This window comes from Escherichia albertii NBRC 107761 = DSM 17582, assembly GCF_000759775.1.
GTDB lineage: Bacteria > Pseudomonadota > Gammaproteobacteria > Enterobacterales > Enterobacteriaceae > Escherichia > Escherichia albertii.
The window spans coordinates 1-12,850 of sequence record NZ_BBMY01000024.1 but is presented as its reverse complement, the minus strand read 5'-3'; the positions used below and the strand labels follow the sequence as shown (position 1 = coordinate 12,850).

The 12,850-nt window shown below is 51.6% G+C and carries 12 protein-coding genes and 1 riboswitch; of the genes, 5 read left to right on the top strand and 7 right to left on the bottom strand.

Translation table 11 applies throughout. The annotated features are described in order from the left end of the window. Window positions 1-57 precede the first annotated feature (57 nt). Together cca and EA14781_RS06700 are read right to left on the bottom strand one after the other, a co-directional pair. Complete coding sequence (gene cca, locus EA14781_RS06705) at window positions 58-1,296, bottom strand: fused tRNA nucleotidyltransferase/2',3'-cyclic phosphodiesterase/2' nucleotidase/phosphatase Cca (protein WP_000708464.1); 1,239 nt, start codon at window positions 1,294-1,296, stop codon at window positions 58-60. 63 nt (window positions 1,297-1,359) lie between these two features. Continuing rightward, window positions 1,360-1,980: a TIGR04211 family SH3 domain-containing protein gene (locus EA14781_RS06700; protein WP_001125321.1), complete on the bottom strand. Its 621-nt coding sequence runs from the start codon at window positions 1,978-1,980 to the stop codon at window positions 1,360-1,362. A gap of 241 nt (window positions 1,981-2,221) precedes the next feature. On the opposite strand from EA14781_RS06700, the gene ygiF reads away from it, so the two are divergent. The 3 genes from ygiF to hldE are packed head-to-tail and all read left to right on the top strand — an operon-like array spanning window position 2,222 to window position 7,867. After that, complete coding sequence (ygiF, locus tag EA14781_RS06690) at window positions 2,222-3,523, top strand: inorganic triphosphatase (protein ID WP_000046296.1); 1,302 nt, start codon at window positions 2,222-2,224, stop codon at window positions 3,521-3,523. A gap of 22 nt (window positions 3,524-3,545) precedes the next feature. Next, window positions 3,546-6,386 (top strand): bifunctional [glutamate--ammonia ligase]-adenylyl-L-tyrosine phosphorylase/[glutamate--ammonia-ligase] adenylyltransferase, encoded by a 2,841-nt coding sequence (gene glnE, locus EA14781_RS06685; protein WP_002461180.1) that lies wholly within the window; start codon window positions 3,546-3,548, stop codon window positions 6,384-6,386. Between the two features lie 47 nt (window positions 6,387-6,433). Beyond that, window positions 6,434-7,867 (top strand): bifunctional D-glycero-beta-D-manno-heptose-7-phosphate kinase/D-glycero-beta-D-manno-heptose 1-phosphate adenylyltransferase HldE, encoded by a 1,434-nt coding sequence (hldE, locus tag EA14781_RS06680; protein ID WP_000869195.1) that lies wholly within the window; start codon window positions 6,434-6,436, stop codon window positions 7,865-7,867. Between the two features lie 120 nt (window positions 7,868-7,987). Here hldE and EA14781_RS24710 read toward each other — a convergent pair whose 3' ends face one another. The 4 genes from EA14781_RS24710 to EA14781_RS06660 all read right to left on the bottom strand — a co-directional run bounded on the left by EA14781_RS24710 (window position 7,988) and on the right by EA14781_RS06660 (window position 10,979). Continuing rightward, the gene (locus EA14781_RS24710; RefSeq protein WP_071821827.1) at window positions 7,988-8,047 is read right to left on the bottom strand and encodes a type I toxin-antitoxin system Ibs family toxin; all 60 of its coding nucleotides are present in this window, start codon (window positions 8,045-8,047) and stop codon (window positions 7,988-7,990) included. A gap of 316 nt (window positions 8,048-8,363) precedes the next feature. After that, complete coding sequence (locus tag EA14781_RS24705; protein ID WP_001387081.1) at window positions 8,364-8,423, bottom strand: type I toxin-antitoxin system Ibs family toxin; 60 nt, start codon at window positions 8,421-8,423, stop codon at window positions 8,364-8,366. A 238-nt stretch (window positions 8,424-8,661) separates the two neighbouring features. After that, the gene (locus EA14781_RS06665; RefSeq protein ID WP_000341013.1) at window positions 8,662-10,323 is read right to left on the bottom strand and encodes a flotillin family protein; all 1,662 of its coding nucleotides are present in this window, start codon (window positions 10,321-10,323) and stop codon (window positions 8,662-8,664) included. A gap of 26 nt (window positions 10,324-10,349) precedes the next feature. Next, the gene (locus EA14781_RS06660) at window positions 10,350-10,979 is read right to left on the bottom strand and encodes an OB-fold-containig protein (RefSeq protein WP_000600173.1); all 630 of its coding nucleotides are present in this window, start codon (window positions 10,977-10,979) and stop codon (window positions 10,350-10,352) included. A gap of 266 nt (window positions 10,980-11,245) precedes the next feature. On the opposite strand from EA14781_RS06660, the gene glgS reads away from it, so the two are divergent. Continuing rightward, complete coding sequence (gene glgS, locus EA14781_RS06655) at window positions 11,246-11,446, top strand: cell surface composition regulator GlgS (protein WP_000350094.1); 201 nt, start codon at window positions 11,246-11,248, stop codon at window positions 11,444-11,446. 28 nt (window positions 11,447-11,474) lie between these two features. On the opposite strand, the gene ubiK is transcribed toward glgS, so the two are convergent. Further along, window positions 11,475-11,762 carry a ubiquinone biosynthesis accessory factor UbiK gene (gene ubiK / locus EA14781_RS06650; protein ID WP_000566822.1) on the bottom strand — a complete coding sequence of 96 codons (288 nt, stop codon included), beginning with the start codon at window positions 11,760-11,762 and terminating at the stop codon, window positions 11,475-11,477. A 121-nt stretch (window positions 11,763-11,883) separates the two neighbouring features. Further along, window positions 11,884-12,032: riboswitch (FMN riboswitch) on the top strand. Window positions 12,033-12,135: 103 nt separating this feature from the next. On the opposite strand from ubiK, the gene ribB reads away from it, so the two are divergent. Further along, window positions 12,136-12,789, top strand: coding sequence for a 3,4-dihydroxy-2-butanone-4-phosphate synthase (ribB, locus tag EA14781_RS06645; RefSeq protein ID WP_001077007.1), 654 nt, complete (start codon window positions 12,136-12,138; stop codon window positions 12,787-12,789). Window positions 12,790-12,850: the final 61 nt, after the last annotated feature.

Below are 12,850 nucleotides of genomic sequence, written 5' to 3'. Positions count from 1 at the left end.
TCGTTGACATGTAGCCGGATAAAGCGTTTACGTCGCATCCGGCAAAATGCCCCGCACTCACTCTGGTTTTGGGCAACGCTGTTCCTTCCAGTTGGCGACCGCTGCAATCCGGCGGCGAGTCAGCTCCTCGCGAATCTCTACACCTTTGAATCCCGCTTCAACGACGGCTTTTGTCGGCACTGACTGTGCCACTTCCCAGGCTTCGCGCAACCAGCGTCCTTGCGGGTAGTCCGCCGATTCAAAGCCGGTTCTGCCGCGTACATCGGCCTCGCTGGTCAACGCCAGTTGCTCGACACGCTGCGGTTTACGCCAGGCGTCAATAGAATCAAACAATTTAACAATAGTTTTCGGATTCAGCATTGGGAAGGTGTGGATGAGATCGTGAAACTCAGCCACCAGTTTGGCTAAATCGCGAATTTCATTTGGCACGCGTAAACGCTGGCACAGTTGTTCCACTAACTTTACGCCCGCCGGACCGTGACCATGATGGCGCGGCCAAAGTTCTGGCGGCGTCAGTCCTTTACCGAGATCGTGGCATAAGGTCGCAAACCGGACATCGACCTGCGGACTCAGCATCGCTGCCATCGACAGCGTCATTAAGGTGTGAATGCCTGTGTCGATTTCCGGGTGCCACTTGGCGGGTGCCGGAACGCCAAACAGCACGTCAATTTCCGGGAATAAAACGCGCAGTGCGCCGCAATCGCGCAGTACCTGGAAGAACACGTGTGGATTACGTGTGGTGAGGGCGCTTTCCGTTTCTTTCCACACCCGTTCTGGTGTCAGGTGTTCCAGTTCGCCAGCGTGAGTCATCTCGCGCATCAGCACCAGGGTTTCATCGGCAATACGAAAACCGAGGTGGGCATAACGTGCAGCAAAACGCGCCACGCGCAGTACGCGTAGCGGATCCTCGCCAAAGGCGGGGGAAACATGACGTAACAGACGATTTTGTAGATCGCCCAGACCGTTGTACGGATCGATAATTTCGCCGTCATCATTCTGGGCCAGTGCGTTGATGGTTAAATCACGACGCTTAAGATCATCTTCCAGCGTAACATCTGGCGCGGCATAGCAGGTAAAACCAGTATAACCGGAACCGGATTTCCGCTCGGTACGCGCCAGCGCATACTCTTCATGGGTTTGCGGATGCAGAAAAACAGGAAAATCGCGGCCTACCTGTTGGTAGCCCGCGTCGAGCATTTCCTGTGGCGTGCCGCCGACAACTACCCAATCTCGGTCTTTGACCGGTAGCCCTAACAACGCATCCCGAACCGCACCACCGACCAGATAAATCTTCACGCCATCTTCCCTTCGTCAAATACACAATCCCCAATAATAAGACAGTGCAACGAAGAAGGCGATTTAGTTCATCCAGCGATCTTTGCGTTTGCGGCTGGGGATCAGGTGCGGCAGTATCAGGCCGAGCAGCAAGCCAAGCCCCAGCACGCCGCCGCCATACATAAACCACTGCATGATGATGGTGCGCTGTTTGTCATCTAACTGTACGCTAGCGGCATCGACCTTTTTCTGGGCGACAATCAGTTCGTTTTTTAGCTTCTGATTCTCTTTTTTTAACCCGTTGATTACGCTGTCGCTCTGCGCCACTTTTTGCTGCATTTCTGCGGTGCGCTGATTCCAGGTGTTATCGATATTGGTGAGCTTATCGGTCAGCGTTTTGACCTGATTTTCCAGATCTGGCACGCGGGTGCGCAGACTTGGCTCTGTGCTCAGTTGTTTCAACGGGATCCAGACAGTACGACCGGAGCTGTCTTTCACCTGGGCATAATTGGTGTTGGCGTCAGTTTGTAATAAGGTCACTTCCTCGCCGGCATTAACCGTGCCCACGAGGCGATAATTATCCCCCGGACCGCTGCGGACCCAGGTGTTCAGTTCGTCAGAAACATAGCGCTTTTCTTCGGCGTGTGAGACGGCAGTGGCGCTAAGTGCGAGTAAAGTTAATCCGATCAGGCGTAATTTTGGCATCAGGCTGTCGTTATTGTCATGGAAAGTGGAACGATAGTAGTGGCATCAGTGTCGCTACGCAAAGCATTCGGTATCAATCGGAATCCTCTGTGTCAGGTTTTGCCACTGCTTCAAACTTTTACGCCCGTCAAATTGCCCGTTGCATGGCAATTTGGCGCAAAATACTATCTACTGACAAGAAAGATCGCATTAAGTTCGCCGTTCATCGTCACTTATGTGACACAACCAGTAAGTAAAGGCCATGGCTCAGGAAATCGAATTAAAGTTTATTGTTAATCACAGTGCCGTTGAGGCGTTACGTGACCATCTCAATACGTTGGGCGGCGAGCACCATGACCCCGTGCAGTTGCTGAATATTTACTACGAAACGCCAGATAACTGGCTGCGTGGGCACGATATGGGTCTGCGTATTCGTGGTGAAAACGGTCGCTATGAGATGACCATGAAAGTCGCAGGGAGAGTGACTGGCGGCTTACACCAGCGCCCGGAATATAATGTGGCGTTGAGCGAACCGACGCTCGACCTTGCGCAGTTACCAACGGAAGTCTGGCCGAACGGCGAGTTACCTGCCGATCTCGCTTCCCGCGTGCAGCCGCTGTTCAGTACCGATTTTTATCGCGAAAAATGGCTGGTGGAGGTTGATGGCAGCCAGATTGAAATTGCCCTCGACCAGGGCGAGGTGAAAGCAGGGGAATTTGCTGAACCTATCAGTGAGCTGGAGCTGGAATTACTCAGCGGAGAAACACGTGCAGTGCTGAAACTGGCGAATCAACTGGTATCGCAAGCCGGATTACGCCAGGGCAGCCTGAGCAAAGCGGCGCGCGGTTACCATCTGGCGCAGGGCAATCCTGTGCGTGAAATTAAACCCACTACCATTTTGCATGTTGCGGCAAAAGCTAACGTGGAACAGGGGCTGGAAGCGGCACTGGAGCTGGCGTTAGCGCAATGGCAGTATCATGAAGAACTGTGGGTACGCGGCAACGATGCGGCGAAAGAGCAGGTGCTGGCAGCCATTGACCTGGTTCGTCATACGCTGATGCTGTTCGGCGGCATTGTTCCACGCAAAGCGAGCACTCACTTACGTGACTTGCTGACCCAATGCGAGGCGACGATTGCTTCTGCGGTTTCTGCCACGACGGCGGTCTACTCCACCGAAACGGCGATGGCGAAACTGGCGTTGACCGAATGGCTGGTGAGCAAAGCCTGGCAACCGTTTTTAGATGCCAAAGCGCAGGGAAAAATCAGCGATTCTTTTAAACGCTTTGCCGATATCCATCTTTCCCGCCATGCTGCCGAACTGAAAAGCGTTTTTTGCCAGCCGCTGGGCGATCGCTATCGTGACCAGTTGCCGCGCCTGACGCGTGATATCGACTCTATACTGCTGCTGGCGGGTTACTACGATCCCCTTGTTGCGCAAGCCTGGCTGGAGAACTGGCAGGGACTGCGTCGTGCCATTGTGACCGGGCAACGTATTGAAATTGAACATTTCCGTAACGAGGCAAACAATCAGGAACCGTTCTGGTTGCACAGCGGAAAACGTTAATCTGGCAAGGATAAAATTGCTTATGAAGCCGCTCTCTTCATCGTTACAGCAGTACTGGCAGACCGTTGTTGAGCGGCTGCCAGCGCCTTTAGCCGAGGAATCACTTAGCATACAGGCGAAGTCAGTACTTACTTTCAGTGATTTTGTGCAGGACAGCGTGATTGCGCATCCAGAGTGGCTGAAGGAACTGGAAAGCGAACCACCGCAGGCCGACGAATGGCAGCATTACGCTGCATGGTTGCAGGAGGCGCTCAGTCATGTGAGTGACGAGGCTGGGTTAATGCGTGAACTGCGGCTGTTCCGGCGGCGCATTATGGTGCGCATCGCCTGGGCGCAAACGCTGACGCTGGTTGCTGAAGAGAGTATTTTGCAGCAGTTGAGTCATCTGGCGGAGACACTGATTGTCGCCGCGCGCGACTGGCTGTATGACGCCTGCTGTCGTGAGTGGGGAACGCCGTGCAATGCGCAGGGCGAAGCGCAACCGCTGCTGATTTTAGGCATGGGTAAGCTGGGCGGCGGCGAACTGAATTTCTCTTCAGATATCGATTTGATTTTTGCCTGGCCTGAGCATGGTTGCACGCAGGGCGGACGCCGCGAACTGGATAACGCTCAGTTCTTTACCCGTATGGGCCAGCGGCTGATTAAAGTGCTGGATCAGCCCACACAAGATGGTTTTGTCTATCGCGTGGATATGCGGCTGCGTCCTTTTGGCGAAAGTGGTCCGCTGGTACTGAGTTTTGCCGCGCTGGAAGATTATTACCAGGAGCAGGGGCGCGACTGGGAGCGTTACGCCATGGTCAAGGCGCGGATTATGGGCGATAGCGATGGCGTCTATGCTAACGAATTGCGTTCGATGCTACGCCCGTTTGTCTTCCGCCGTTACATTGATTTCAGCGTGATCCAGTCGCTGCGCAACATGAAAGGGATGATTGCCCGTGAAGTGCGCCGTCGTGGTTTGACCGACAACATTAAACTTGGTGCGGGCGGTATTCGCGAAATTGAATTTATCGTCCAGGTGTTCCAGCTTATTCGCGGCGGGCGTGAACCGTCGCTGCAATCGCGCTCTTTACTGCCCACGCTCAGCGCTATTGCCGCACTGAATCTGCTTTCTGAAAACGATGCCGAACAATTGCGGGCAGCGTATCTGTTCCTGCGGCGCCTGGAAAACCTGCTGCAAAGCATTAATGACGAACAAACCCAGACGCTTCCTGCTGATGAACTTAACCGTGCGCGGCTGGCGTGGGCGATGGACTTTGCTGACTGGCCGCAATTGACCGGGGCGCTGACCGGACATATGACCAATGTGCGCCGGGTGTTTAACGAACTCATTGGCGACGATGAAAGCGAAACTCAGGAAGAGTCACTGTCGGAACAGTGGCGTGAGTTGTGGCAGGATGTATTGCAGGAAGATGACACTACGCCTGTGTTGGCGCATCTCTGCGAGGATGATCGTAAACAAGTGCTGATGCTGATAGCCGATTTCCGCAAAGAGCTGGATAAGCGCACTATCGGGCCGCGTGGACGTCAGGTGCTCGACCATCTGATGCCGCATTTGCTAAGTGATGTCTGCGCGCGTGAAGACGCTGCTGTCACGCTGTCGCGCATTACCGCCTTGCTGGTGGGGATTGTTACCCGCACCACCTATTTAGAATTACTCAGTGAATTCCCGGCGGCACTTAAGCATTTGATTTCTCTGTGTGCTGCATCGCCAATGATCGCCAGCCAACTGGCTCGTTATCCATTATTGCTGGACGAACTGCTCGATCCCAACACGCTCTACCAGCCGACCGCAACGGACGCCTACCGTGACGAACTGCGTCAGTATTTGCTGCGTGTGCCGGAAGATGACGAAGAACAACAGCTTGAGGCGTTGCGTCAGTTCAAACAGGCGCAACTGTTACGCATCGCGGCGGCGGATATTGCCGGTACGCTGCCGGTAATGAAAGTGAGCGATCACTTAACCTGGCTGGCGGAAGCGATGATAGATGCCGTCGTTCAGCAGGCGTGGGTTCAAATGGTTGCCCGCTACGGTAAGCCAAATCACCTGAACGAACGCGAAGGCCGTGGTTTTGCGGTGGTCGGCTACGGCAAGCTGGGCGGCTGGGAGTTAGGCTACAGCTCTGATCTTGATCTTATCTTCCTCCATGATTGCCCAATGGATGCGATAACTGATGGTGAACGGGAAATCGACGGGCGACAGTTTTATCTGCGTCTGGCGCAACGCATTATGCACCTGTTCAGCACGCGCACCTCTTCCGGCATTTTGTACGAAGTGGATGCACGACTGCGCCCATCCGGGGCGGCAGGAATGTTGGTGACTTCTGCAGAAGCGTTTGCCGATTATCAGAAAAACGAGGCCTGGACGTGGGAACATCAGGCACTGGTACGTGCGCGTGTGGTATATGGCGATCCACAGCTCACTGCGCACTTTGACGCGGTGCGTAGGGAGATTATGACGCTGCCGCGCGAAGGTAAAACCTTGCAAACAGAAGTGCGGGAGATGCGCGAGAAAATGCGCGCTCACCTTGGTAATAAACATCGCGATCGCTTTGATATCAAAGCTGATGAAGGCGGAATTACCGATATCGAATTTATTACTCAATATCTGGTGTTGCGCTACGCTCATGAAAAACCGAAGTTAACGCGCTGGTCAGACAATGTGCGCATTCTGGAACTGCTGGCACAAAACGACATTATGGAAGAGCAGGAAGCGGTGGCGCTGACTCGTGCTTACACGACGCTTCGCGATGAACTTCATCATCTGGCATTGCAAGAGTTGCCGGGCCATGTGCCGGAGGATTGCTTTACCGCAGAGCGTGAACTGGTGCGGGCAAGCTGGCAGAAGTGGCTGGTGGAAGAATGAAATATGGTATTATCGCGCGCAAATTTTGAATCTCTCAGGAGACAGGAATGAAAGTAACGCTGCCAGAGTTTGAACGTGCAGGAGTGATGGTGGTTGGTGATGTGATGCTGGATCGTTACTGGTACGGTCCCACCAGCCGTATCTCGCCGGAAGCGCCGGTGCCCGTGGTTAAAGTGAACACCATCGAAGAACGTCCGGGCGGCGCGGCAAACGTGGCGATGAACATCGCTTCTCTCGGCGCAAACGCACGCCTGGTTGGGCTGACAGGGATTGACGATGCGGCGCGCACGCTGAGTAAATCTCTGGCCGACGTAAACGTAAAATGCGACTTCGTTTCTGTGCCGACGCATCCGACCATCACCAAACTGCGGGTACTTTCCCGCAATCAGCAGCTGATTCGTCTGGATTTCGAAGAAGGTTTCGAAGGTGTTGATCCGCAGCCGTTGCATGAGCGGATTAATCAGGCTCTGGGTTCGATTGGCGCGCTGGTTCTGTCTGACTACGCCAAAGGCGCGCTGGCAAGCGTGCAGCAGATGATTCAACTGGCGCGTAAAGCGGGTGTTCCGGTACTGATTGATCCAAAAGGTACCGATTTTGAGCGCTACCGCGGCGCTACGCTGTTAACGCCGAATCTTTCGGAATTTGAAGCTGTTGTCGGTAAGTGTAAGAGCGAAGAAGAGATCGTTGAACGCGGCATGAAATTGATTGCCGACTACGAACTCTCTGCGCTGTTGGTAACGCGTTCTGAACAGGGAATGACGTTGCTGCAACCGGGTAAAGCTCCGCTGCATATGCCAACCCAAGCGCAGGAAGTGTATGACGTTACCGGTGCGGGCGATACGGTAATTGGCGTACTGGCGGCAACGCTGGCGGCGGGCAATTCACTGGAAAAAGCCTGCTTCTTTGCTAATGCGGCGGCTGGTGTTGTTGTCGGTAAACTGGGAACGTCTACGGTTTCACCTGTTGAACTGGAAAATGCAGTGCGCGGACGTGCGGACACCGGCTTTGGCGTGATGACTGAAGAGGAACTGAAACTGGCTGTAGCGGCGGCACGTAAACGCGGTGAAAAAGTGGTGATGACCAACGGCGTCTTCGATATTCTCCACGCCGGGCACGTCTCCTATCTGGCAAACGCCCGTAAACTGGGGGACCGCTTAATTGTTGCAGTGAACAGCGATGCTTCAACGAAACGGCTGAAAGGGGATTCCCGCCCGGTTAACCCGCTCGAACAGCGTATGATTGTATTGGGGGCGCTGGAATCGGTCGACTGGGTGGTGTCGTTTGAAGAGGACACGCCGCAGCGCCTGATTGCCGGGATCTTGCCCGATCTGCTGGTGAAAGGCGGCGACTATAAACCGGAAGAGATTGCCGGGAGTAAAGAAGTCTGGGCCAATGGCGGTGAAGTGCTGGTGCTCAACTTCGAAGACGGTTGCTCGACCACTAACATTATTAAGAAGATCCAACAGGATAAAAAAGGCTAACCGGAAAGCGGTTCTCAGTTCTCACGTTGTGCCGGATAGACCTATTGACGCTGTTGTTTTTTCAACCTAAAGTAAAGGAACAAGGGTAAGGGAGGATTTCTCCCCCCTCTGAATTGGTTGTTAGTAAGTCGGGAAACTTAACAGTAACAGCACAATCAGTATGATGACGAACTTCATCATAACCCTTTCCTTATACAAGGCCCCTTCCTCGGGAGGGGCTTTCCCGTTTCAGCCCCTTGCTGACTCCCCGATTGTTGATGAGCGCCAGACCCTGCGCAACGCTTTCTCTGATGCCGTTTTCTCTTCCCCGAGTCGACTCGCAAAACGCTGTAATAGCCTGATCATTTGTACTTTTTAGCGGAACGCAGATATAAAAAATCCCCGGCTTTTTGGGCCAGGGATATGTGTTAGCGAAACCTTCTTGACGCTGTTGTTTTTTCAACCTAGAGTAAAGGAACAAGGGTGAGGGAGGATTTCTCCCCCCTCTGATTGGCTGTTAATAAGCTGCGAAACTTACGAGTAACAACACAATCAGTATGATGACGAGCTTCATCATAACCCTTTCCTTCTGTAAGGCCCCTTCCTCGGGAGGGGCGTTCCCGTTTCAGCCCCTTGCTGCCTCCCGATTGTTGATGAGTGCCAGACCCTGCGCAACGTTTTCTCGGATGCCGTTTTCTCTTCCCCGAGTCGGCTCGAAAAACGCTGCAACAACCTGATCATTTGCTCTTTTTAGCGGAACGCAGATATAAAAAATCCCCGGCTTTTTGAGGCAGAGGATTTTTATAGCTGAAGATTTATTCTGCGATTTCTGCGATGTGAGTTGTTGTGGTTAAGGGGGAAGTTAATGCCGCCAGCGAGCCGCCAGAAACACCGATTTCATTGAGCAAGGAGTCAATCAGCGGTGCTTGTGTGCGGTAAGAAAGGGCGGCAGATAATGCCTGTTCTGCAAGGTTTCCTCCATTAACGCTACCTGTGCCTGCATCACCCGCAGCGCCACCACGATTCAGACCATCGACCTGAATAATCTTGATGCCGTCAATAGACTTCATCGGTTCTACGGATTTCTCAATTACCGCAGGCAGCGCCTGCAACAATGCCAGTTTGAATTTTAGGCTGGTTTGTTCGTCAGAAAGCACGTTAATAGCGTCGTTCAACGCACGCTGTGCTTCCGCTTCTGCCAGACCTTTTTTACGCGTTGCTTCGGCTAGCTCAACAATAGCCGCCGCCTGCATCTCTGCGGCTTCTTTTTCTGCTTTCGCCCGTACTGTCAGTTCAACGGCTTTGGTTTCGGCATCTTGCGCCGCAGCAATCAGCGCAACCTGCTTGGCACGATCGGCTTCGGCTGTCTGACGAGTGGTTTCCACGTTTTGTTGTGCGCTTACGGCTTCCGCAAGAGCAAGGTTAGCACGCGCTTCCGCCTGCGACTGTTGTTCTGATTTTGCGGCAATGGCGATCGATTTCGTCTGGTTAGCGATTTCGGTAGCCTGCTGCTGTTCAATTTCTTTAATGCGAACCTCGCGTTCTGCCTCAACTTTTCTGGAGCGGACGGCCTGTTCACGGTCGATTTCGGTTTCCTGAATTTGACGTTCAGCCAGAATTCGTGTTTGCTCCGCTTCACGACGACGTTCAGCTTCAAAAGCGGCAATTTTCGCATTCTGCTCGGCGGTGCGGGTTTTAACTTGTTGTTCCTGCTCAAGCGTCATAAACGCTTCTTGTTGCTCAATTTCTAGCTTCCGCGACAGCGCATCACGGTTTTTCTCACGCACTGCAACTTCTACATCCTGTTCAACTTCGTTACGTTCGCGACGACGACGTTCCGTTTCCTGGGTTAATTTTGTCAGACCTTCGGCATCGAAAGCGTTATTCGGATTGAAATGTTCTTTCGAGGTTTGGTTGAAGTTGGTGAGTGACACGCTCTCGAGCTCAAGACCGTTTTTCGACAGGTCTTCTGCAACCGTATTTTGCACGCCCTGAACAAAGTTTTCGCGGGTATCCTGTAACTCATGCATAGTCATTTGCGCCGCGGTGGCGCGCAGGGCATCAACGAATTTATCTTCGACCAGCATACGTAAATCTTCCGGTGATAGCGTTCGTTGCCCCAGTGTCTGGGCGGCTGTGGCTATACCTTCTACCGACGGTTTAACTCGCACAAAGAAAGCGACTACCACATCGACACGCATACGATCTTTGGTAATCAGACTATCGATTGTCGAGCGACTGACTTCCAGTTTCAGGGTGTTCATATTGATAGGAATGATTTCATGGAAAATCGGCATAACAATTGCGCCGCCGCTCATAACCACTTTTTGTCCACCTAACCCGGTACGCACAAATGCCTGTACGGCGGATGCCCGACGATAAAGCCGCGCGAAAATAATACCGATAATAAACAGAACGCATACGGTAACAATCGCCATAAACATCCATGACGGCACTAAATTAACAATATCATCCATTATTAAATTTCCTTTTGATTAAATATTTACAATATATTTGGCCAGGGATTGTTTTCAGCCAAATACCGTGTTGCAGAAAGTCGGCAAATAATTAAAACCCTGTCACCTTTATTAAAAGTTTTCCCTTCTTCGGGCTCCAGCAATAAATAGTGAATTTGACCGAATTGATCGGTGAGTTTTCCTTCACAGGGCGTTCCAGATGTTGCCTGATGACCGGTAATTAACGCCATGCTGCCAATATATTCTTCTTCTGTGATGGCAGAGCTATGATCGCGAGGAAGCCATGGCGCGATCACCTTACCAATATAATGAACGGCAATAGTGGCAAGCAGCAAGCTCACAGGAACAACGAACAGGTTCGTGAGCGGAGTTTGACAAACCATGATGCAGACATGTTGCAGGAGAATGCCAATGAGACCGAAAAAACTGGCCAACAGACAGAGGACGACGAGAGCTGGCAATCTTCCAATATGGAGATAATGAAGCGCCTGGCTAATATTACCTGTGGTGATGGAATCATAATGATCAAGATGTGCATCAATAGCGCCGGAGAGCATATGACCACAGATGATGGCAATAATTTCCAGCAGACCAATTAACAGTACAAAGGAAATAGCAAAGAGGTACGGGGTGTTGTAATCGGAAAATAAAATCATATGTCACTCCGTTGTCCATTTAGTGACGCATCGTTCGTTATATTATAATTTCTTTGCTTGTATTTTGCTTTTTAATAATAACATAACTTGACTAAGTTTTAAAAGGAAAAGAGTTCTAATGTTCTTTTTATTTTTCGATAAAAAATGTGATCCGAGACAATATATTTACGCAAGTTATGTTTAAAGCCGCTACACTGAATGGGGAATACTGAAATCAGAAAAAGCATATGACCTTACAAGGTATGTGATAACCGGAGGATGTGCTTATGGACCATAGTCTTAATTCATTAAATAATTTTGATTTTTTGGCACGTAGTTTTGCCAGAATGCATGCAGAAGGCCGTCCGGTCGATATTCTGGCCATCACCGGTAACATGGATGAAGAACATCGAACCTGGTTTTGCGCCCGCTATACCTGGTATTGCCAACAGATGATGCAGACCAGAGAACTGGAATTAGAACATTGATATTACGGGCCATTTGGCCCGTTTTTGTTTATTCAGACTTATCAACCGGTGGAGTCTGTTCTTCTGCTACCGGGATGCTGCGTGCTTCCAGTTCACTGAGGCGTTGTTCCAGTAACGCCAGTTTCTCACGAGTCCGCAACAGGACTTGTGTCTGCACATCGAACTCTTCGCGGCTTACCAAATCGAGGCGTGTCAGTTGTGCTTGTAGGGTCTGGCGGATTTTTTTCTCCACATCTTCCCCGAACTCCCTGATTCCTTTTGGCATTGATTCGTGAATCTGGCGAGCAATTTGTTCAATCTTTTTCGGGTCAATCATTGTTGTTTCCCTGTACTGATAGGTGTTGGATGCCATTGTAGTGCGATAAGGCTAAGGCATAAACCAGAATTATGTGAACCTATGCGTTGCCGCCGCTAATCATTAGCGTTATAGTGAATCCGCTTATTCTCAGGGCGGGGCGAAATTCCCCACCGGCGGTAAATCAACACAGTTGAAAGCCCGCGAGCGCTTTGAGTGTGAACTCAGAGGACAGCAGATCCGGTGTAATTCCGGGGCCGACGGTTAAAGTCCGGATGGGAGAGAGTAACGATTCTGCCGGGCATGGACCCGCTCACGTTATTTTGGCTGCATGCCGCCACTCCTAAGACTGCCCTGATTCTGGTAACCATAATTTTAGTGAGGTTTTTTTACCATGAATCAGACGCTACTTTCCTCTTTTGGTACGCCTTTCGAACGCGTTGAAAACGCGCTGGTTGCACTGCGTGAAGGACGCGGTGTAATGGTGCTTGATGATGAAGACCGTGAAAATGAAGGCGATATGATCTTCCCGGCAGAAACGATGACTGTAGAGCAGATGGCGCTGACCATCCGCCACGGCAGCGGTATTGTTTGCCTGTGTATCACCGAAGATCGTCGTAAACAACTTGATCTGCCGATGATGGTGGAAAATAACACCAGCGCCTACGGCACTGGTTTCACCGTGACCATTGAAGCGGCAGAAGGTGTGACGACCGGTGTTTCTGCTGCTGACCGTATTACGACCGTTCGCGCGGCGATTGCCGATGGTGCAAAACCATCAGATTTGAATCGTCCGGGTCACGTTTTCCCACTGCGTGCGCAGGCGGGCGGCGTACTGACACGTGGCGGTCATACGGAAGCCACCATTGATCTGATGACGCTGGCTGGGTTTAAACCTGCAGGTGTGCTGTGTGAACTGACTAATGATGATGGCACTATGGCTCGCGCGCCAGAGTGCATCAAGTTCGCCAATAAACACAATATGGCGCTAGTCACCATCGAAGATTTGGTGGCGTATCGTCAGGCGCATGAGCGTAAAGCTAGCTGATAGCGTAAAATCAAAAATGCCGGAGTTTATCCGGCATTTTGCTGTTTAGTTATAGTTAACT